20 protein-coding genes are annotated in these 20,253 nt (G+C 33.0%); 7 read left to right on the top strand and 13 right to left on the bottom strand.

Features of this window, described 5'->3' with window-relative positions; genetic code table 11:
- Window positions 1-13: 13 nt before the first annotated feature.
- Window positions 14-922, bottom strand: a complete 909-nt coding sequence (rsmH, locus tag QMG60_RS08295; protein WP_198530118.1) for a 16S rRNA (cytosine(1402)-N(4))-methyltransferase RsmH — start codon at window positions 920-922, stop codon at window positions 14-16.
- Window positions 897-1,370, bottom strand: coding sequence for a division/cell wall cluster transcriptional repressor MraZ (mraZ, locus tag QMG60_RS08290; protein ID WP_134139448.1), 474 nt, complete (start codon window positions 1,368-1,370; stop codon window positions 897-899). Before mraZ ends, rsmH begins: the two co-directional genes overlap by 26 nt.
- A gap of 378 nt (window positions 1,371-1,748) precedes the next feature.
- Here mraZ and QMG60_RS08285 point away from each other — a divergent pair, with 378 nt between their 5' ends.
- Both QMG60_RS08285 and yihA read left to right on the top strand, forming a co-directional pair.
- The gene (locus QMG60_RS08285; protein ID WP_057117196.1) at window positions 1,749-2,513 is read left to right on the top strand and encodes an alpha/beta hydrolase; all 765 of its coding nucleotides are present in this window, start codon (window positions 1,749-1,751) and stop codon (window positions 2,511-2,513) included.
- Between the two features lie 43 nt (window positions 2,514-2,556).
- Entirely contained in the window at window positions 2,557-3,189 is a 633-nt protein-coding gene (yihA, locus tag QMG60_RS08280) for a ribosome biogenesis GTP-binding protein YihA/YsxC (protein ID WP_057117197.1), read from the top strand.
- Between the two features lie 929 nt (window positions 3,190-4,118).
- On the opposite strand, the gene gldC is transcribed toward yihA, so the two are convergent.
- Together gldC and gldB are read right to left on the bottom strand one after the other, a co-directional pair.
- Entirely contained in the window at window positions 4,119-4,457 is a 339-nt protein-coding gene (gene gldC / locus QMG60_RS08275) for a gliding motility protein GldC (protein ID WP_057117199.1), read from the bottom strand.
- A complete protein-coding gene (gene gldB / locus QMG60_RS08270; RefSeq protein ID WP_057117200.1) occupies window positions 4,457-5,413 on the bottom strand; it encodes a gliding motility lipoprotein GldB in 957 nt (318 codons plus the stop codon). The genes gldC and gldB overlap by 1 nt, the downstream gene beginning before the upstream one ends.
- Before the next feature lie 100 nt (window positions 5,414-5,513).
- Here gldB and nadE point away from each other — a divergent pair, with 100 nt between their 5' ends.
- The gene (gene nadE / locus QMG60_RS08265) at window positions 5,514-6,320 is read left to right on the top strand and encodes an NAD(+) synthase (RefSeq protein ID WP_281867449.1); all 807 of its coding nucleotides are present in this window, start codon (window positions 5,514-5,516) and stop codon (window positions 6,318-6,320) included.
- 93 nt (window positions 6,321-6,413) lie between these two features.
- Window positions 6,414-7,043 (top strand): response regulator transcription factor, encoded by a 630-nt coding sequence (locus tag QMG60_RS08260; RefSeq protein ID WP_008467169.1) that lies wholly within the window; start codon window positions 6,414-6,416, stop codon window positions 7,041-7,043.
- A gap of 98 nt (window positions 7,044-7,141) precedes the next feature.
- Here the strand turns inward: QMG60_RS08260 and dnaG are convergent, their stop codons facing one another.
- From dnaG to QMG60_RS08235, 5 genes are all read right to left on the bottom strand, one after another.
- The gene (gene dnaG, locus QMG60_RS08255) at window positions 7,142-9,208 is read right to left on the bottom strand and encodes a DNA primase (RefSeq protein ID WP_281867447.1); all 2,067 of its coding nucleotides are present in this window, start codon (window positions 9,206-9,208) and stop codon (window positions 7,142-7,144) included.
- Window positions 9,209-9,336: 128 nt separating this feature from the next.
- Window positions 9,337-10,365, bottom strand: a complete 1,029-nt coding sequence (locus QMG60_RS08250) for a hypothetical protein (RefSeq protein ID WP_057117203.1) — start codon at window positions 10,363-10,365, stop codon at window positions 9,337-9,339.
- A gap of 116 nt (window positions 10,366-10,481) precedes the next feature.
- A complete protein-coding gene (locus QMG60_RS08245; protein WP_281867446.1) occupies window positions 10,482-11,222 on the bottom strand; it encodes a hypothetical protein in 741 nt (246 codons plus the stop codon).
- The gene (locus QMG60_RS08240; RefSeq protein WP_281867445.1) at window positions 11,209-11,769 is read right to left on the bottom strand and encodes an RNA polymerase sigma factor; all 561 of its coding nucleotides are present in this window, start codon (window positions 11,767-11,769) and stop codon (window positions 11,209-11,211) included. Before QMG60_RS08240 ends, QMG60_RS08245 begins: the two co-directional genes overlap by 14 nt.
- A 216-nt stretch (window positions 11,770-11,985) precedes the next feature.
- A complete protein-coding gene (locus QMG60_RS08235) occupies window positions 11,986-12,963 on the bottom strand; it encodes a polyprenyl synthetase family protein (protein ID WP_281867444.1) in 978 nt (325 codons plus the stop codon).
- A gap of 161 nt (window positions 12,964-13,124) precedes the next feature.
- On the opposite strand from QMG60_RS08235, the gene QMG60_RS08230 reads away from it, so the two are divergent.
- Complete coding sequence (locus QMG60_RS08230) at window positions 13,125-13,985, top strand: hypothetical protein (RefSeq protein ID WP_057117209.1); 861 nt, start codon at window positions 13,125-13,127, stop codon at window positions 13,983-13,985.
- A gap of 231 nt (window positions 13,986-14,216) precedes the next feature.
- Here the strand turns inward: QMG60_RS08230 and rlmN are convergent, their stop codons facing one another.
- The gene (gene rlmN / locus QMG60_RS08225; protein WP_134139432.1) at window positions 14,217-15,263 is read right to left on the bottom strand and encodes a 23S rRNA (adenine(2503)-C(2))-methyltransferase RlmN; all 1,047 of its coding nucleotides are present in this window, start codon (window positions 15,261-15,263) and stop codon (window positions 14,217-14,219) included.
- Window positions 15,264-15,584: 321 nt separating this feature from the next.
- On the opposite strand from rlmN, the gene QMG60_RS08220 reads away from it, so the two are divergent.
- A complete protein-coding gene (locus tag QMG60_RS08220; RefSeq protein ID WP_281867443.1) occupies window positions 15,585-15,983 on the top strand; it encodes a hypothetical protein in 399 nt (132 codons plus the stop codon).
- 111 nt (window positions 15,984-16,094) lie between these two features.
- Entirely contained in the window at window positions 16,095-16,736 is a 642-nt protein-coding gene (locus tag QMG60_RS08215; RefSeq protein ID WP_281867930.1) for an O-methyltransferase, read from the top strand.
- 162 nt (window positions 16,737-16,898) lie between these two features.
- Here the strand turns inward: QMG60_RS08215 and QMG60_RS08210 are convergent, their stop codons facing one another.
- The 3 genes from QMG60_RS08210 to QMG60_RS08200 form a co-directional block, all read right to left on the bottom strand.
- Window positions 16,899-17,462 (bottom strand): phosphatase PAP2 family protein, encoded by a 564-nt coding sequence (locus QMG60_RS08210; RefSeq protein ID WP_281867442.1) that lies wholly within the window; start codon window positions 17,460-17,462, stop codon window positions 16,899-16,901.
- Window positions 17,462-17,809: a twin-arginine translocase TatA/TatE family subunit gene (locus tag QMG60_RS08205; RefSeq protein WP_113679888.1), complete on the bottom strand. Its 348-nt coding sequence runs from the start codon at window positions 17,807-17,809 to the stop codon at window positions 17,462-17,464. Before QMG60_RS08205 ends, QMG60_RS08210 begins: the two co-directional genes overlap by 1 nt.
- A gap of 153 nt (window positions 17,810-17,962) precedes the next feature.
- On the bottom strand, window positions 17,963-20,206 hold the full coding sequence (locus tag QMG60_RS08200) for a M1 family metallopeptidase (protein WP_281867440.1): 2,244 nt from the start codon (window positions 20,204-20,206) through the stop codon (window positions 17,963-17,965).
- Window positions 20,207-20,253: the final 47 nt, after the last annotated feature.

Below are 20,253 nucleotides of genomic sequence, written 5' to 3'. Positions count from 1 at the left end.
ACCTTAATATATATTATATCTTTTCAGCAACTCTTAATTTGGCACTTCTTGCTCTATTATTGATTTTGATTTCCTCATTATCTGGAACAATCAATTTTCCTATTGTTTTAAATGGAACTGAAAAATTTCCGAAAAAATCTCTTTCTGGTTCTCCTTCAAACATTCCGTTTTTGATAAATCTTTTTACCAGACGATCTTCTAAAGAATGATAAGAGATTACAGAAAATCTTCCTCCTGGTTTTAAAACCTCCAATGACTGCTCGATGAATTCTTTCAAAACATCCATTTCCTGATTTACCTCAATTCGAATAGCCTGATAAATCTGGGCCAATATTTTATTTCGAACTTTCTCTGGCAAATATTTCTTCAAAACATCTTTTAATTCGTCTGTCGTTTTGATCGGATAATCTCTTCTTGCCTCTACAATTGTTCTTGCTAAAACTGGTGCATTCTTCAACTCCCCATAATCAAAAAAAACACGACGTAAATCCTGTTCTTCATATTCGTTAACCACCCGATAAGCATTCAAATCATTTTTTTGACTCATCCGCATATCTAGTTCGGCATCAAATCTGGTTGAAAAACCTCTTTCTGGAACATCGAACTGATGTGACGAAACTCCCAAATCTGCCAAGATTCCGTCTACCGATTTTACTCCGTGAAAACGTAAAAATCTTTTTAAAAACCTAAAATTCTCATTTATCAAGGTAAACCTTTCGTCTGGCAATGCATTTGCAAGTGCATCTTCGTCTTGATCAAATGCAAACAGCCTTCCGTTTGGCCCTAATCTTTTTAAAATTTCTTTTGAATGACCACCGCCTCCAAACGTAACATCTACATACACACCGTCAGGTTTAATATTTAAACCATCTACTGTTGGATGAAGCAAAACCGGATTATGATATTCCATTGTCGTCGTCATTAATATTTCCCATTACTTCTTCGGCTAAATCTGCAAAATCCATATCTTCGCCGCTTATTGATTTTTCGTATAAATCTTTATCCCAAATCTCCACAATATTAACCGCAGATGAAAAAACCACATCTTTAGAAATACTAGCAAACGTTACCAAATCTTTTGGAACAAGCAGTCTTCCTAATGCATCAACCTCAACCACTTTAACACCAGCAGTAAACCTCCTAATGAAATCGTTATTCTTTTTTACAAAGCGATTAAGCTTGTTTATTTTTTTCATCATCGCATCCCATTCTTCCATTGGATACAATTCTAAACACGGCTGAAAAACAGAACGCTTCAAAACAAACCCGCTTTGAAGAGAAGCCGTCAATTGCTTTTTCAAAGGTGCGGGCATCATTAGCCTCCCTTTAGCATCGACTTTACATTCATATGTTCCAACAATTGTGTTCAAAAAAAACTAGTTAACATGTTATACAGCAAAAATATAAAAAATATTACCACATTTTACCACTTTATACCACTTTGTTAATAAGTTTAACCACATTGATACCACTTTCTATAATTAACAAACAATCAATACATTAACTATTAATTAACAGATTAATAAATACGTTATTCATTCGAAAAAATAATGCGCTAATTTTCTTAAAAAATTGATTATAATGCAGATTTATTAACATTTTAAGATTTTAACAAAACATGCATTAATTACTGGTTTTTAACGGATTAGAAATTCTACCGAAATTATCTAGTTAAAAAATGGCAGCAAAAATTCATTTTTATTTATTTAACCCTATATTTGTCGAAATTGAAATTGGCATTAGATTAGATGGACAAACACTACAAAAAAGAAGGCAAATACAGCTATTTTGAAGCTGGAGAAGGTACACCTATCGTTATTCTGCATGGGTTAATGGGAGGTCTTAGTAACTTTGATGGTGTAGCACAATATTTCCCAACAAAAGGATATAAAGTTGTTATCCCGGATTTGCCAATATATACTCAAAGTATTTTAAAAACTAACGTAAAAAGTTTTGCCAAGTACGTAAAAGATTTTATTACTTTTAAAGGATTTGACAAAGTAATTCTTCTCGGAAATTCTTTAGGAGGACATATCGCATTGTACCACACAAAGCTTTATCCCGAAAAAGTTGCTGGACTTGTAATCACTGGAAGTTCTGGTCTTTACGAGAGTGCAATGGGAGACAGTTACCCTAGAAGAGGTGATTACGAATACATCAGGAAGAAAGCTGAAGATGTATTTTATGACCCAAAAATTGCAACTCCTGAGCTTATTGATGAAGTGTACGCAACCGCTAATGACCGCATCAAATTAATTAAAACTTTAACGATTGCTAAAAGTGCAATTCGTCATAATATGGCTAAAGATTTACCAAAAATGGATGTAGAAACCTGCATTATTTGGGGTAAAAATGATTCTGTTACACCGCCAAATGTTGCAGAAGAATTTGATAAATTATTGCCAAATTCAACTTTGTATTGGATTGACAAATGTGGACATGCCGCTATGATGGAACATCCTGATGAATTTAATGAAATTCTAGAGAAATGGCTCACCGAGCAGAAATTATAGCCTCTGACTTTCGATTTTAAGAAGGTTTTAAAAAACAAAATACATGAAAATTAATAGCGCCGAATTTATTATCAGTAATTCTGATGCTTCAAAATGCCCAGCTGAGTTTCTGCCGGAATACGCATTTATAGGCCGATCAAACGTAGGTAAATCATCGTTGATAAACATGATTACCAACCATAAAAATTTAGCAAAAACATCTGGAAGACCAGGAAAAACTCAATTAATAAATCACTTTAAAATCAACAATAATTGGTTTTTAGTCGATTTACCAGGTTATGGTTATGCTAAAGTTTCAAAAAAAACAAAATCTGTTTTTCAGCAGTTTATTACTGATTATTTTGAAAACAGAGAACAATTGGTCTGTGCTTTTGTTTTGATTGATATTCGCCACGAAGCCCAAAAAATAGACATTGAATTTATGTCTTATATGGGAGAAAGCGAAATTCCGTTTTGTATTATTTTCACTAAAGCTGATAAAATCAGTAAAGTAAAAGTAGACTCTCATATTGCTGCTTACAAAAAACAAATGTATGCCAACAACTGGGCTGAAATGCCGCAATATTTCGTAACCTCATCTACAGAATCAATCGGAAAAGAAGAACTTTTGTCTTACATTGATGAAGTAAACCAAGAAGTTTTTAAAAACAACAGCGGATTTTTAAATTCTATTTAAAAACATCAATTCTAAATATTTAAACTCCAAATTCCAAAGTATTAAAAATGGAATTTGGAGTTTTTTTATTATTAGTCATCAGTTTTATAAAATTAGAGAATATCTTTCAACTTGAATTCATTAGCATTCCTTTTATATCTTAAAACTTTCCATTCTTTAAATATTAAGAATTGATACAAGATGTAAAACAAAGAATTAAAAAACCAAAAATCAAGTACAAATGGTTCTGTAAAAATTACTGAATCGGTATTACCACTCAAAAAAATACTTAAACTGCTGATAAGGTAAATTATCAATCCATTAGAGAAATACAAATAATCTAGTTTAGCAATTCGAATATTTTGTATCACAAAAGTAAGTGCATATACAATCAGTAACACTGAGGTAACACCAATTTCAAACAAATTAAACTTCCAGTAAAGATCTGGTTTTCTGTAATATTGTATCGCCAATAAAATTAAAACCAGTACAAGAAAAAAAAGTACTGTATTTTTCAACCTAACATTTGTAAACAAACTCCAGAAGAATATACTTAAAGCAATAAATTGAAAAATAAAGTAGTAATGGGAAAGGAAAAAATTTGATCCCGGTCTATAAAACCCAATAATATTACAGCACAATTCCTGCACAAATAAAAACATCAGATAAACCGTAATTATGAAATACTGGACATCTTTGTTTTTTCGCGTCGTATAAAAAAGAATGCTATTTAACAACAAAAAAAATAATCCGACAAGACTTACTAGAAATGGGAACAGCATACAATTAATTTTACCTTACTAAAGTAATCTATAAAAATAAACCTCCTTAAAATTTTTGATTAATTTTATTTTAAAAGCGAAAGAAGATACCTTAAAGAGGAAATAAAAAATCCCAAATTCCAATTTTTAAAGTTTGGCATTTGGGATTTCTTCTTTTTATTAGAATTTTTATTGTTTTGTCAGCTCCAATTTTTCAGCAAAATAATCACAGAAATCTTTCATGGTGTCAGACATTTTTTCATCGTCTGTAGCACGTTTAAAAGTATCTGACATTGCTACTAGAGTCTGGTGGAAGAAAATCTTCATTTCGTCTACCGGCATATCTTTTGTCCATAAATCGATACGCATTGTTTCTTTTGCTTTACTGTCCCAAATAGACAACATTATAGCTTTTGCTTCTTCAGCGTTAACTCCGCCATCTTGAGCGCTCCAAGTTAATTTTTCGGGAACGCGGTTTTCGTCTAATTCTACGTTGAATTTAATCTCTGAATTTATTGTGTCTGCCATTATTTCTTAGGTTTATATTTTGATTTTTCGAAAATCTCTTTCGGCTGAACTTTAAACAATTCAGCTAAAGAAACATTATTGTTTTTCATATAAGAACGCACCATCTGCCACCCAATCCAAGCACCTACACGGCCTGGAGAATCGTTGTCTATTTCCAAATAAAATTTAGAAAAAGGAGCTGGTGTCATAAATCGCGTCGTCAATTTTGGATCATCGCTGTAAAGCATTTCATTTTCTATAAAATAACGCCACATATAGGCTTCATTTTCTTCACACCATTTAATCTGCTCTGGTGTATAACCCATTTTTTCTGCATCTGTATAATCTGGAAGAAGCAGGTCTTTTGCATAAAGCTGTTTTCCTTCAAAAACCATTTGAGCCACTAAACTCCTGTCTGGTAAATTTGGGATATTTCGGTAAGAAAAACTCGAAACTACATCTGGCATAATCTGTCTTTCCTCAAAATTCTGTTTTAAATAGTTTGGAAATTCATAAAACTTATGATCTTTCCCCAGATAGAGTTCTAAAGCTACAATTACAAGGCTATCTGCATAAATTGCTTTTGCACTATAATCCATCTCACCAATAACTGTAATGACTTTTGGAATTTTAGTTTTAGGGAAATAATATTTTACGTGTTGAAAAAGAGCATCAAACTCTTTACGAACTGGTTCAAAATTGCTGTATTTTTTTTGTACCTCTTCATAAACTTCCTTCCAGATCGGATCGTTCATTTTCTGCAACCAAATATTGTCATCGTTGCCGGCAGGAAAGAAAAAAGGATATTGTTTTTTCACCTTTGCAAGATCTTGAGGTTTGGTCTCAAAAAATACCTTATCAAAACGTTCTACTTTTATATCAACGGGAATTTCTTCTACTTCTTTTTCAACCTTAGATTTTTGATCGCAAGACAAAAAAAACAGGCACAGAACCACTGCAAAGCGATAAATTTTCATTTTATTTTAATTAGATTTGTGTTACCAGAATTTAAAGTAAATGTATACTTTGAAATAATTCTGCAAATATACATCCCTGCATTTTAAAACTTAAACTATTATGGCTAAAAAAAGTACAATTCAGACAGAAAAAGTAAATACGCATATTGTAGAGTGGTTAAAAAATTATGCCAATAACGCAAAAGTAAACGGTTTTGTAATCGGAATCTCTGGCGGTGTAGACTCTGCGGTAACTTCAACTTTATGCGCGCAGACAGGACTGAAAGTATTGTGTGTAGAAATGCCTATTCATCAGGCAGAAAGTCAAGTAAGCAGAGCAAAAGAACATATTGAACAGCTAAAAAAGCGTTTCCCAAATGTTTCTGATGTTCAAACTGATTTGACTGAAACTTTTGAATCTTTTAAAAATGCTGTTCCCAAAACAGATGATGATGCAAAAGTAAGCTTAGCATTGGCCAATACACGCGCTCGTATCAGAATGACTTCTTTGTATTACTTAGCTGGTCTTCACGGTTTACTAGTTGCTGGAACTGGTAATAAAGTAGAAGATTTTGGAGTAGGTTTTTACACTAAATATGGAGATGGCGGCGTAGATTTAAGTCCGATTGCCGATTTAATGAAATCTGATGTTTATGCATTAGGAGAATTTTTACAAATTCCGCAGTCAATTTTAACAGCAGCACCTACAGATGGATTATTTGGTGACAATCGTACCGATGAAGACCAATTAGGAGCAAGTTATGATGAACTCGAATGGGCAATGTTAGCCGCGGAGTCAGGAAAAACGGCGGATGACTTCGAGGGGAGAGAAAAATCTGTCTTTGAAATTTATAAAAGATTAAACACCAGCAACAAGCATAAAATGGACCCAATTCCGGTGTGTACTATACCAAAAACGTTAAAATAATTTTTTTTAACATTTGTCTGCAATTAATTACAGAATTTATTTATTAATTTTACAGTTCCAAAAACATGAACAATTCTAAAAAAGGTAAAAATTATGATTAAAGTATGTCTAGCAGACAATCATCCTGTGACGCACTTTGGCGTTAAGTCTTATTTTAAAGACCACGATCAAATTTCAATTGTTGCCAACGTAGGCAATTTTTCAATGGTTAGAGACATTCTTCAGACGAAGGAGATCGACATTTTAATTTTAGATTTAGAATTAGAAGGTCTTTCAAGCATCTTTGAAATTAAATCTATCCTAAAAAATTTCCCAAAAACAAAAATTGTTATTTTCAGTGATCTTGCTGAGCAAATGTATGCTCCAAATGCAATTAAAGCAGGAGTTTCCGGGTATGTACACAAAACAGAAAAACTAGAAACACTAGGACATTCTATTATTAAAGTACACGAAGGAAAAATTATCATCAACGAAACAGTACGCAAAAACATGGCCCTTATTGCGAAACAAAGCAAAAGCGAGCGTCTGTACAGAAAACTTTCAAATCGCGAGATCGAAGTTTTGCGTTACTTAAGTGATGGAAAGAAAAACAATGAAATCTCTAAAATCTTAAACCTGAACGAAAAAACGATCAGTACTTACAAACTGAGATTATTGACTAAATTAAATGTTACTAATTTAGTTGACTTAGTAAATAAAGCGAAGACTTTAGAAATTATTTAATTACAAATCGAAGATCTTAATTTTTATTTTTTAAGTAAATCGGAAATCTTTATAAAAACTCTATCTTTTGATTCATCATTAGATAGAGTTTTTTTCTTTTAATGATATGGCACTACTACTCGCCCTAATTTCTTAGAAAAATTATTTAATAATTTAGAATAATCCACAACCATACTCAAAACTTCAGAATTATCTTCCTGCGGATTTGTCAAAAGAGAATTTTTCAATTCTGCAATAATTCCAGATACCAAATACCATCGCATTGAAAAAATGGTTTCAGAAACATTTTGTTCTATGGTTTCGCTTTTATGTTTTGGATAAATATTCTGTCCCTCCCAATTATGAATGGTAACTCTTTCGTCTTCCATTAAAATATTGGTTACTTCCTGAGCAAATTCGGGCTGTAAATGCATCAAATATTTATCTAAACTAAAAGTCTCATTTTGATTGTAGAAGTCAATTATATTGTTGTAAATATTTTGAAATAATGTATTCGACAATTCTACCTCATCTTCTTGTAGACTTAAATACACTTTTTCAAATACTTTATATTCTCTTTTTTCAGAAACCTCTTTTATGTTTCCTTCTTCATCTGTCTTTAAGAAAACATCTTCGAAATTTTCGACCACACTTCCATACAAAAGAAGAATTTCAATAATTTTTCTTTCAAAGCCGTATAAAATATTTACCTTTTCTGCTGGTGCTTCTGGATAATAACCCGGGTCTCCAGGATAATCATCTGGTGGTCCGGTTCTTGGGTCTTCGGGATCACCTCCTGAAAATCCTGCATTTTTTGGAGGCTGATTTCTATGAACTTCAAAAGGCTTTTGATCCTGTTTTTGTTTTTTGTTCGCCTCTGCAATATCCTTTTGAATTAACTGCGCCAGCGTACTTACCAAAACCTGCTCCGAAATATCCATTATTCGCGCACATTCCTGAATATATACTTCTCGCTGAATACGGTCTGGTATTTTAGAAATACTCGTAACCATATCACGAATCAGGTCGGCTTTTTTGATTGGATCATTTTTAGCTTCACCCATCAAGATCGAAGCTTTAAACTGTATAAAGTCTTTACTGTTTTCTTCTAAATAAGCAACTAATGCATCATGCGAATTTTTACGCGCAAAACTGTCTGGATCTTCTCCGTCAGGAAAAGAACAAACCCTAACATTCATTCCTTCTTCCAAAATCAAATCGATTCCTCGAATTGACGCTCTTAAACCTGCAGCATCTCCATCAAAAAGTACTGTAATATTTCTAGTCAGACGATTTATCAAACGAATCTGGTCTGGCGTTAAAGCTGTTCCTGAAGAAGCCACAACGTTTTCAATTCCTGCTTGATGAAACTGAATTACATCGGTATAACCTTCAACCAAATAACAATTGTTTTGTTTGGCGATAGATTGCTTGGCATGATAAATTCCGTAAAGGACTTTACTCTTATGGTAAATATCACTTTCTGGCGAATTTAGGTATTTTGCCGCCTTTTTATCATTGGTTAAAATACGTCCGCCGAATCCTAAAACACGTCCCGACATACTTTGAATTGGGAACATTACACGTCCTTTAAAACGATCAAAAGGACGGTCTTCTCGGGCAATTGTTAATCCTGTACTTTCTAAAAATTCTAATTTATATCCTTTTCCAAGGGCTTCTTTCGTCAAAGCATCCCAAGTTTCTGGAGAGTATCCTAAGTTGAACTTTTTAATCGTTTCATTGGTAAAACCTCTTTCTTTAAAATAAGATAAACCAATTGCTTTTCCTTCTTCACTATTGAGGAGAACATCCTGAAAATATTTGGCCGCAAATTCAGAAACCAAATACATACTTTCGCGGATGTCTGTATTTGCTTTTTCTGCTTCTGATTGTTCTGTTTCTTCAATTTCGATATTATACTTTCTGGCTAAATAACGAATGGCTTCTGGATACGTAAACTGCGAATGTTCCATCAAAAATTTAACAGAGTTACCGCCTTTTCCCGTACTAAAATCTTTCCAAATCCCTTTTGCCGGCGACACCATAAACGAAGGAGAGCGCTCATCTGAGAACGGACTCAAGCCTTTGAAGTTACTTCCTGCACGTTTTAAATTCACAAAATCGCCGATAACCTCCTCTACTCGAGCAGTTTCAAAAACAGAATCTATGGTATTTTGTGAAATCAAAGTCTAATATATTTTTAAAGTTGAGAGCTTGTAAAAATACGCAAATCCTATTTGAATTTTAATCATTTTTAAAACAAAAAAGCATCTCGTTTGAGATGCTTTTTTTACTAACTAAACGACCAATTCTTTTAGTTTAAATCTACTCGAAGTCCTAACGAAATGTTATTCTCTTTGACTAAATTATTCTGAAATAATGGATTTAAATCGTATTTAAAATATAAACTCAATTCTCTATAACCGATATACGAACTCAGACCGTAAATAAAATTATTTACATTGTAATCCCCTTTTATAGTGGTTTTATATTTTAAATCTTCATCTTCAAATTTTAAAATCTGTTTTGACTTTACATTGATTCCCGCATAGCCTCCAATTCCAAAACGGAAACTTCTATGTGTTTTAAAATAAGTTTTTCCGTTGCTTTCCACTGGTCTTGAAAAATCAAACTCTAAATGTACAGGCGCAACCAAATAGACATTTCTAAAACGAGATTCATTTAAATTAACCGAATTCACTTCCAGATTAGTCTGATCGCCATTTACAACAAAACTCCTGTTGTCTGTCGGACGGATATTGTTGTACATTAATGAAAGTCCATATTTGGCATGAAGCAGATTATCATTTTTCAATAATCTTGAGTTATACGTAAAACCCCATTCGTAAAAATGCGAACCGATAAAACTGTAATTGGAATCCTGAAGCTTTCCATCGACCATCATATTATTCAATCCCATTGCAAATACAAATTGAGAAGTGGTTCTTTTTTCGCCGTGGATAGAATCTTTGGTGTCTTTATGAGATTTCCAGCGAATCATATAGACTTTAGAAGAATCTTCTTTTATCTTTCCATCTACTTTTTTCTGCACCAAATCATTTAATTCATTTTGTGCCAAAGTAATTTTTTCTTCAATAATTACAGCTCGAGCTTCTGCAAGTTCTTTTTTGCGTTTATCAGCCTGTTCCTGCGTAATTTTACCTTCAGATAATTGAACATTTACAGCTTCAACTTCTTCTTTTAGAGCTTCTTTCTCTTCTTTGGTAATTTTCTCAATTTTATTAGCGATTCTTTTCGCTTCAGATTCAAAAGTTTCCTGCCCCATTACTTTGCTTATCAGTAAGAAAAAGAATAGAATGAAATAAATAGTAATATTTTTCATGATTGATTGATTTTAAAAATGATTGATGATTGATTTTTAATTATTATTGATTGTTAATGGTTAATTTTTCGATATGAAATTTGATATTGATATTGCCATTTTCATTGTCATTGCCTCTACTCTTTTTGATTTCTATTCGATAAAGCGACTTTGACATCTTGAAAGTTCTTGTTTACTTTGGTAATCATTTTTTCTCTAAAAGAAAGCTCTAATTCACCGTCTACCTGATTCAGTAAATCGCTGGCATTGATTTTTACTTTTGCCTTTTTAGTAGAACTTTCGGCTAAAACTTTATTTTCTGCAGTTTCTAATAACTGATCTACATTGGAATTTTTAGCATTCTCTGTAATTAAGACTTGATTGCTGGCTGATTGTTTTTCTTGATTGTTTTTGATGATGATTGAAGACTCCGCTATTTGATTTGATTCATTTTTATTGGTTTTATTTGAAATTTGATTGTTCACTTTTTCTTGTTTTGCTGAAGCTTGTTCTGAAACTTGTTCTGAAGTTTTTTCAGCAATTGCATTTTCAGTTTTAATTGAATCTATATTATTTATAGCTGGTTTTGTAACTGATTCTTTTTGGATTTCCTTTTCAACCACTACTGTTTTTGGAACTTCAACTGCATTTTTATTTTGATTGAAAAACAGAGTTCCCACCAATAGAAATCCGATAAAGCTGGCTGCGATGTACAACCATTTTCTTCTCGATTTTTTATTTGAGTCAATCGTAATTGGTTTCTTCTCTTCTGCTACACTCAACATTGCATTCAATCGATCCCAGGCTTTATTGCTTGGTTCAATTTTTCTCTCGTTAAGTTTATCACGGAAATCCTTTTCAAAACTATTCGGTTCCATTATCTTGTTTTTTTAAAATACTAATTTGTGTTTGCAGCATTTTTCTAGCGTGCGATAACTGCGATTTCGATGTTCCTTCATTAATTCCTAACATCTTGGCAATTTCATTGTGTTTGTAACCTTCAATTGCGTATAAATTGAAAACCATTTTATAGCCATCTGGCAGAGCATCAATTAAATATTGAATCTGTTCTACAGTAAACTGGCTGTCGATTTCATTAAAACTTTCTTCTACAAAAAACTCATCTTCGGCAAATTTTACTTTTATCTGAACTCTCAAATACGAAATGCATTCGTTAACCATAATTCGGCGGATCCAACCTTCAAAACTTCCTTTGTGTTCAAAGTTTTTTAAATTCGTAAACACTTTCATAAATGCTGTTATCATTACATCTTCTGCCAGCTGAATGTCTTTTATATACTGTCGACATACACTCAACATTTTTGAAGAAAACTTACTGTAAATCTGCTGTTGTGCCTGCCGATTATTCTCGACAGCCAACTGTATGATTTTGGTTTCTTCTTGATGTAAATGAATAATTTTCATTTATAAGCTTTTGGTTTTTGGTTTGTTTTTGGTTTTAGAAACAGACTTCTATTAGCATAGACGATTGTCGATTTGAAATGGTTGCATGAGAGTAAAAAAAAAAAAAAATTAAATTCCAAATTCCAAATTCCAACACATAGCAATACACAACTGATTTACAACAAAGTAAATCAATTATCTAATTGATAAATTTTCTGATTATCTAATTTAAAAAGATTATTTTTTTCTTTCAATAACGTAGTTGACCATCAAAGTCAGCGCCTCTTTATACTCAGAATCTTCGAAGTTTTGAAGCAGAGAAAGCGCTTCCTGCTGGAATTGCACCATTTTGTCTTCGGCGTAAGCCAAACCATTGTTATTTTTTACAAAGGCAATAACTTCTTTGACCCGTTTTTTGTCTTTGTTGTGGTTTTTGATGGAGTTTATCAGCCACTTTTTTTCTTGCGGCGTACAAGTATTTAAAACGTGAATTAAAGGCAAAGTCATTTTTTGCTCTTTAATATCGATTCCGGTTGGTTTTCCGATGGCTTCTTCGCTATAGTCGAATAAATCGTCTTTGATTTGAAAAGCCATTCCGATCAGCTCACCAAACTTTCGCATGTTTTCTACCTGAATATCATCTTCAATTACAGCTTTCGCACCAAGCGCACAACAAGCTGCTATAAGTGTCGCGGTTTTCTTTCGGATGATTTCGTAATAAACATCTTCGGTAATATCAAGTCTGCGGGCTTTTTCTATTTGAAGCAATTCTCCTTCGCTCATTTCGCGAACGGCTACAGAAATAATTCTCAGTAAATCAAAATCACCATTATCTATAGAAAGTAATAAACCTTTAGACAATAAATAATCACCAACCAAAACGGCAATTTTATTTTTCCAAAGCGCATTGATAGAAAAAAATCCGCGGCGGCGATTACTGTCGTCCACAACATCGTCGTGTACTAAAGTTGCGGTATGAATCAGCTCAATTACTGAAGCTCCGCGATAGGTTCTTTCGTTTACAATACCGCCAGAAACCATTTTTGCAGTAAGAAAAACAAACATCGGACGCATTTGTTTTCCCTTACGGTTTACGATATAATAAGTGATTCTGTTTAGCAAGGCAACCTTCGAGGTCATCGATTCATGGAACTTTTTTTCGAAAAGTTCCATCTCGTTAAAAATAGGCTGCTTTATTTGAGACGTAATATTCATTTAGACTTCAAATATACTATTTTTAATAAAAATACGTTGTGTATTTTAGGTTAGGATTTTAATATTTTATGTCTTAATCTAAAAATTCCCACCAAAAATAGCTCTAACTAATACTGATTTGAATTCATTAATTTAAAAGAAGAACCCAAAACTATTTATTTATGAAAACAAAATTTTTATTACTTAGCACTTGTATTACAATGTCTTTTTTCATCAGCTGTAATTCTGATGAAAAAACAAATGATGGATCTGCAAAAACGATTACGAACGAAGAAATTATCACAAATTCTAAAATCGATGCCTCTGTAGATGATGTTACCAATATTGCCGAAGATCAATTTAGCTCACAAATTAATATTAACGCAAAACCTGGCGGACCTATTAAAAACTTTCTGCCTAGCTGCGCTACCATAACAACAGTTTTAACCAATAATACTTGGACAAAAACAGTAGATTTTGGTGTTGAAGGCTGTACTTTGAATAACGGAAATACGGTTAAAGGAAAAATGATTGTTTCTTTTTCTAATGATTTTAGTTCGTCTACTCAAACTATTAGTTACACTTTTGAAGGATTTTACCATAACGGACGAAAACTTCAAGGAAGTAAAAGTATTGTGAGAACAATTAAAGAAACTAATTTGCTAGTGACAGCTCATCCTGTTTCTACAGCTTCAATTGATTTGACTATTACTTTTGATGACGGAGGCGTTTACACCAGAAAAGGAACTTTAATAAAAGAAATGACTTCTGGTTACGATACTTGGTTTGATTGGGATGATAACGTGTTTGTGGTTACAGGAAGCGGTACAACAACTTTTCCTAACGGAGATACTTACTCGGCAGAAATTACTACTCCCTTAGAGTTTAATGCTTTGTGCAGAAAATCTTTTGCTGTAAAAGGAATTGTTTCAATTACTAAAAACGGCGCTTCGGCAACTATAGATTATGGAAGCGGAGAATGTGATACTCTTGCAACAGTAACTAAAGATGGCGTTACAGAAGAAATAGATTTGAAAAAATAAAATCCTTTTTGCCCGAAAAAAAAGCATTAAGAACAAGATTGATCCTTGTTTTTAATGCTTTTTTTATTTGTTTTATTTTTCAAATGTTCCAGATACTCCTACGGAGTATATTGGTTTCTGTTTTTTGAGCAATGAAATATTCCTAACGGAATAATATTTTCAGCGAATATTTACTCTAATACTTTTTTCTACCAATCAGATATTTCTAACGTAATATATTCTGGCGAATATTTATTCTGCTTCTTTATTGGCTAGCTGGCCGCATGCGGCGTCTATGTCTTTACCTCTGCTTCGTCTTACTTTTACAACTATTCCAATATTCTCTAATGCTTTAATATAAGCCGCAATAGATTCTTCTGAAGCTTGCTGGAATTCGCCGTCATCAATTGGGTTATACTCAATCAAATTGACTTTGCAAGGCACATATTTACAGAATTTTACTAATGCATCAACTGAAGCTTTATCGTCGTTAATTCCTTTCCACACTACATATTCATACGAAACTTTGCTTTTGGTTTTTCTGTACCAATATTCTAAAGCTTCACGTAAATCTTTTAAAGGGAAATTTTTACTAAACGGCATAATTCTCGCGCGAGTTTCGTCAATTGCAGAATGTAGTGAAACTGCTAATTTAAACTTCACGTCATCATCTGCCATTTTTTTGATCATTTTAGGAATTCCAGAAGTCGAAACCATAATTCGTTTTGGAGACATTCCTAAACCTTCCTCAGACGTAATCATATCGATTGCTTTAATGACATTATTGTAATTCATTAAAGGCTCTCCCATTCCCATAAAAACAATATTCGAAAGTGGATGATTATAGTACAAACGGCTTTCTTTATCAATAGCCAGGACCTGGTCGTATATTTCGCCTGGTTCCAGATTTCGCATTCTTTTTAATCTTGCTGTCGCACAGAAATTACAATCTAAACTGCATCCTACTTGACTAGAAACACAAGCTGTCGTTCTCGTGTCTGTTGGAATTAAAACAGATTCAACAACAAGTCCGTCATGAAGGCGCACAGCATTTTTTACAGTTCCGTCGCTGCTTTTCTGCATCGTATCCACTTTGATATGATTGATCACAAAACTGTTTTCAAGCATAGATCTTGTAGTCTTTGCTACATTTGTCATATCTTCAAAACTGTGAGCACCTTTGCTCCACAGCCATTCATAAACCTGATTTCCGCGAAAAGCTTTATCTCCATTTTCAACAAAAAAATCGCGAAGCTGCTCTTTTGATAAGGCTCGTATGTCTTTTTTCTCCATTTGCATGCTGCAAAGTTAATCACTTTTGTCATTTTTTACCGCTTTTTAGTGCATTCTTAACAAGACCTCAAAAACAGTGAAGAAAATAAGGGCAAATTCAAGTATAATTAAACTCTTCATTCTTTAATATAAAATTTATAATGACTAAAATTTTTTCGCCATAAAAAAAATCGAACGCCAAGCTAAAAAGTCAAAATTTGGCACAAGAATTGTTTTGCTCTCAAAAGAAAAATAATCTTACAAAGAGCTCAATCATTTTAAAATTTGTACTTTTATTTTTCAGCCATATAACCTTTAAGTTTTATCAACCTAAAAAAAAATGTAATTATGAAAAAACAAATTTTAAGTTTAGCTGTTGTTGCTTTATTAGCATTTGGTGTTCAATCATGCGAGAAGAAAGAGCCTAAACCTGCAGATGAAGAATTAACTCTTGGAAACAAGGTTGACTCATTAACAACAGATATTAAAGAAGTAACAGACACTGCAGTTAGTAAAGCCGAAAGCGCTGCTGCAAAAGCGAAAGATGCAACAGAAAATGCAGCAAGCGACGTAAAAGATGCAACTAAAAAAGCTGCAAATGATGTTGAGAATGCTGCAAAAAAGACAGCAACTGATGTAAAAGACGCTACTAAAAAAGGTGCAGAGAAAGTTGAAAACGCAGCAAAAGCAGCGAAAGACGGAACTGTAAAAACAGCAAAAGAAGTAAATGAAGCTTTGAAAAAATAAATTTCATCTAAATCTAAATTGAAACCATCCGCCAAGGCGGATGGTTTTTTTTATGCAAAAAACTACGCCGATATTTTTGTACTTTTGCTTCAAATTACAAGATATTACAACATGCATTTCATATCACAAGAATTAGAAGATTATATCGAACAGCATTCTGAAAATGAACCAGAATTGTTAGCCAAACTCAATAGAGAAACTTACCAAAAAATACTTTTACCGAGAATGTTAAGCGGTCATTTTCAAGGACGTGTTTTAAGCATGTTGTCTAAATTGATTCGTCCCGTAAATATTCTTGAAATTGGAACTTACACAGGTTATGCTGCCTTATGCTTATGTGAAGGCATGCAGGAAAATGGTCAATTACATACTATAGATATTAAAGAAGAATTAGTTGATTTTCAGCGAAAATACTTTGATGCATCTCCTTGGGGCAACCAAATTTTTCAACATTTAGGCGAAGCTGTAAATATTATTCCAGATTTAGATGTAAAATTTGATTTGGTCTTTATTGATGCTGATAAGGAAAATTACCTCAACTACTGGGAAATGATTGTTCCAAAAATGAATAAGGGCGGCATTATTTTGTCTGATAACGTTTTATGGAGCGGAAAAATCCTCGAACCTGTTCATCCAAATGATGTAAGTACAAAAGTTCTTTTGGAATATAATCAACTCTTAAAAGATGATCCAAGAGTCGAAACAGTTTTACTGCCAATTCGTGATGGATTGACGGTTTCGAGAGTGTTGTAGATTTTTAAGATGCTAAGTTTCTGAGATAACTAAGACTCTTAGTTTTTTTAATGCTAAAGGAGGCTAAGGCCTTTTATTTGCCCATAAAAAAACCTCCAGCTAAGCTGGAGGTTTTTTTTAATATATCTTTAAAATCTTAGAAACTTAGCATCTTAAAAAGAACTATCCTGGGAAATATTGCGGTTTTAATTTTCTATACACTAAATAAAGTAAAGATCCAAAAAGCGCTCCGAAGAAATACCCTGCTAGAATATCACCAGGATAATGCAATCCTAAATAAATACGGCTGTAAGCGAAAATTAGAGGCCATAAAAATAAGAATCCAAAATATTTGAAGTGACGTTTTAAAACTAAAAACAAGAAAGTTGAAACCGCCATTGTATTTGCCGCATGTCCAGAGAAAAAACTATAGGATTTTCTAACCTGTACAATTCGAATAATCGAAGCTAAATCTGGATTATTACAAGGACGTAAGCGTTGAAAAGTATGTTTGAATAAATTACAGGTTTGATCTGTAAAAGCAATCAAAATTGCTACAAACAGCAATAAATACAAAGTTTGTTTTCCTCCTATTTTTTTATAAATAAGAAAAAACAGTAATAAGAAAAATGGTGTCCAATACAACTGATTGGTAATGAAGAGCCAAAATTTATCGTATGTTTCAGAACCTAATCCATTAAGATATATTAATAGATTTGTATCTAATTCCTGTATTTTTTCAAGCATTATCTTTGGCGTTTAATAGGTCCGGAAATGGTATCAATATCTTCTTTTACTTTGTCGATTTCATTGGCTGTATCTCCTAAGAGACTTCCATTTTCTCCAAGTATATTAGATTTTGCATTATTAATTTCTGCATTAATATTTCCAGTAATATCCGTCAAAGATTTAGAATCAAGACCATTAGCCTCTGCCCCCTTTTGAATTTCACTTTTAATATCATTAGTCGCATTTTTTAATTGAGCCATAGCTTTACCCATCGTGCGTGCAATTTCTGGTACTTTATCAGAACCAAAAAGCATTAGTACAATAAACAGTATAAAAACTAATTCTCCTCCTCCTATACCAAACATAACTTTTATTTTTGTTGTCGCAAAGATATTAAATTTTGCAGCGTAGAGTTTTAAAATTAACTTAAAAAGTCCTTTAAAATGTATTTTAATAAAAAAGAAAAAGTTCATCAAGCTTTTACAAACCTGATGAACTTTTAATTATCATTTATTAGTTTAGTCAAATTTTGACTTTGTCTCAACTTTTGGCCAAGAATTATTAGTAACATCGATATCTGCTGTTAACAGTTTTGGATCGACTTGAATACTCTTAATTGCTTTTGTTGTAGCATACACTTTTTTAGCCGTTTCGTTACTTTTTCTCCAGATTTGTGCTGGATATTGGTAACTATCTTTAGAACCGTCTTCATAAGTAATCTCAACTAAAATAGGCATAATCATTCCGCCTGGTTTGTTGAATTCAACTTCGTAGAAGTATTTAGGCGATTTAATACTAGCTTTTTCTTCAGCAGTAAAAGTCTGATCAACATAATCAGCCAAAGGCTTGAAATCTTCAATTTTTAAAGCTTTTTTCTTTGATTGATTAACTTCTGCATTATCTCCAGAAACTAAATAAACAAAAGGTCCTTTTTCATATCCAAAACGTCCTTTTCTTACTTTGACATCTTTAATATCTGCAGTTGGAGTATCTGAAACATAATATTGTTTTACATCTTTAATTCCGATATCTACAAAATCTGTTGAATAAAACCATCCTCTAAAAAACCAGTCAAGATCAACTGCCGAAGCGTCTTCCATAGTTCTAAAGAAATCTTCAGGCGTTGGATGTTTGAATTTCCATCTGTTTGCATACGTTTTAAAAGCATAATCAAACAATTCTCTTCCCATAACCACTTCTCTTAAAATATTAAGACCAGTTGCTGGTTTTCCGTAAGCATTATTTCCGAATTGGTGAATCGTTTCAGAATTCGACATAATTGGCTCCAAAAACTTTTGATCTCCACTCATGTAAGGAACAATATTTTTTGCTGGTCCTCTTCTCGAAGGGAAATTCGGATCTAATTCCTGCTCTGCTAAATACTCTAAAAATGAATTTAAACCTTCATCCATCCATGTCCACTGACGTTCATCAGAATTTACAATCATTGGAAAGAAAGTATGCCCAACTTCGTGAATAATAACACCAATCATTCCGTTTTTAACTTCTCTGCTTGTTACACCATTTTCATCAGGACGACCGTAGTTCCAGCAAATCATTGGATATTCCATTCCTTGATCTTCCGCAGAAACTGAAACTGCTTTCGGATAAGGATAATCAAAAGTATGAGAAGAATAACTTTTTAAAGTATGAGCTACAACCATTGTAGAAGTTTCTCCCCAAAGTGGATTTGCTTCTTTTGGATAAACAGATTCTGCCATAACAGTTCTGTTGCCAATTTTTACAGCCATTGCATCATAAATGAATTTTCTTGAAGAAGCAATTCCGAAATCACGAACATTTTTAGCACTAAATTTCCAAGTTTTTTTCTTTTCAGAAAAACCTTTTTCAGCAGCTTCCGCTTCTGCCTGCGTTACAATAACCACTGGTTTATCAAATGATTTTTGAGCCTGCTCGTATCTTTTTACTTGTTCTGCCGTAAATACTTCGCTTCTGTTCATTAATTCTCCTGTAGCATCGATCACGTGATCTGCAGGAACCGTAATATTTACATCAAAGTTCCCAAAAGGAAGAGCAAACTCTCCGCTTCCCCAAAACTGCATATTCTGCCAGCCTTCAACATCATTATAAACTGCCATTCTTGGATAGAATTGAGCAATTACATACAGCTTGTTTCCGTCTTTTTCGAATAGTTCATATCCAGAACGACCGCCTTCTTTTCTATAATTATTGATATTGTACCACCATTTTATTGAGAAAGAGATTTTTTCTCCTGGTTTTAAAGGTGAAGACAAATTAATACGCATCATTGTTTCGTTGATGGTATATGACAATGCATTTCCTTTAGCATCTTTAACTTGCTCAATATTAAAACCGCGCTCTAAATCTTTTTTCAAATATTTAGACGAAAAACCATCTAGAGGTAAAACCTGATTGATTTTTTCACCTTCTGCTAATGAAGTCTGACCATTGGCTCTTGCTTGATTTTGATCCAACTGCACCCATAAATACTCTAAACTATCTGGCGAATTATTCGAATAAGTTATAGTTTCAGATCCGCTTAATCTTGAATTTTTATCGTCTAATTCAACATCAATTTTATAATCGGCCTGCTGTTGGTAGTAAGCTGGTCCTGGAGCTCCAGAAGCTGTACGAAACATATTTGGAGTTGCCAGCAAATCGTACATCTGGCTAAATTTATTGGTATCGTATTTTCCCTGCTGTCTAACAGGCGTGGTTGTTGCTTTTTCCTGTGCAACTAACATTGCAGGAAAAAGTAATAATAATGAAAGTTTTTTCATAAAAATCTAATGGTAATTTATCAGGCTGTGAAAATAGCAATTAAAAT

The sequence above is a fragment of the Flavobacterium sp. GSB-24 genome (assembly GCF_027924665.1).
Lineage (GTDB): Bacteria > Bacteroidota > Bacteroidia > Flavobacteriales > Flavobacteriaceae > Flavobacterium.
This window is presented reverse-complemented; position numbering and strand designations above follow the sequence as displayed.

What these genes read in the sequence shown, in the direction of transcription:
- rsmH (WP_198530118.1), bottom strand. Translation starts at nt 922, where the DNA reads ATGACGACGACAATGGAATATCATAATCCGGTTTTGCTTCATCCAACA.
- QMG60_RS08285 (WP_057117196.1), top strand. Translation starts at nt 1,749, where the DNA reads ATGGACAAACACTACAAAAAAGAAGGCAAATACAGCTATTTTGAAGCT.
- yihA (WP_057117197.1), top strand. Translation starts at nt 2,557, where the DNA reads ATGAAAATTAATAGCGCCGAATTTATTATCAGTAATTCTGATGCTTCA.
- gldC (WP_057117199.1), bottom strand. Translation starts at nt 4,457, where the DNA reads ATGGCAGACACAATAAATTCAGAGATTAAATTCAACGTAGAATTAGAC.
- gldB (WP_057117200.1), bottom strand. Translation starts at nt 5,413, where the DNA reads ATGAAAATTTATCGCTTTGCAGTGGTTCTGTGCCTGTTTTTTTTGTCT.
- nadE (WP_281867449.1), top strand. Translation starts at nt 5,514, where the DNA reads ATGGCTAAAAAAAGTACAATTCAGACAGAAAAAGTAAATACGCATATT.
- QMG60_RS08260 (WP_008467169.1), top strand. Translation starts at nt 6,414, where the DNA reads ATGATTAAAGTATGTCTAGCAGACAATCATCCTGTGACGCACTTTGGC.
- QMG60_RS08250 (WP_057117203.1), bottom strand. Translation starts at nt 10,365, where the DNA reads ATGAAAAATATTACTATTTATTTCATTCTATTCTTTTTCTTACTGATA.
- QMG60_RS08245 (WP_281867446.1), bottom strand. Translation starts at nt 11,222, where the DNA reads ATGGAACCGAATAGTTTTGAAAAGGATTTCCGTGATAAACTTAACGAG.
- QMG60_RS08240 (WP_281867445.1), bottom strand. Translation starts at nt 11,769, where the DNA reads ATGAAAATTATTCATTTACATCAAGAAGAAACCAAAATCATACAGTTG.
- QMG60_RS08235 (WP_281867444.1), bottom strand. Translation starts at nt 12,963, where the DNA reads ATGAATATTACGTCTCAAATAAAGCAGCCTATTTTTAACGAGATGGAA.
- QMG60_RS08230 (WP_057117209.1), top strand. Translation starts at nt 13,125, where the DNA reads ATGAAAACAAAATTTTTATTACTTAGCACTTGTATTACAATGTCTTTT.
- rlmN (WP_134139432.1), bottom strand. Translation starts at nt 15,263, where the DNA reads ATGCAAATGGAGAAAAAAGACATACGAGCCTTATCAAAAGAGCAGCTT.
- QMG60_RS08220 (WP_281867443.1), top strand. Translation starts at nt 15,585, where the DNA reads ATGAAAAAACAAATTTTAAGTTTAGCTGTTGTTGCTTTATTAGCATTT.
- QMG60_RS08215 (WP_281867930.1), top strand. Translation starts at nt 16,095, where the DNA reads ATGCATTTCATATCACAAGAATTAGAAGATTATATCGAACAGCATTCT.
- QMG60_RS08210 (WP_281867442.1), bottom strand. Translation starts at nt 17,462, where the DNA reads ATGCTTGAAAAAATACAGGAATTAGATACAAATCTATTAATATATCTT.
- QMG60_RS08205 (WP_113679888.1), bottom strand. Translation starts at nt 17,809, where the DNA reads ATGTTTGGTATAGGAGGAGGAGAATTAGTTTTTATACTGTTTATTGTA.
- QMG60_RS08200 (WP_281867440.1), bottom strand. Translation starts at nt 20,206, where the DNA reads ATGAAAAAACTTTCATTATTATTACTTTTTCCTGCAATGTTAGTTGCA.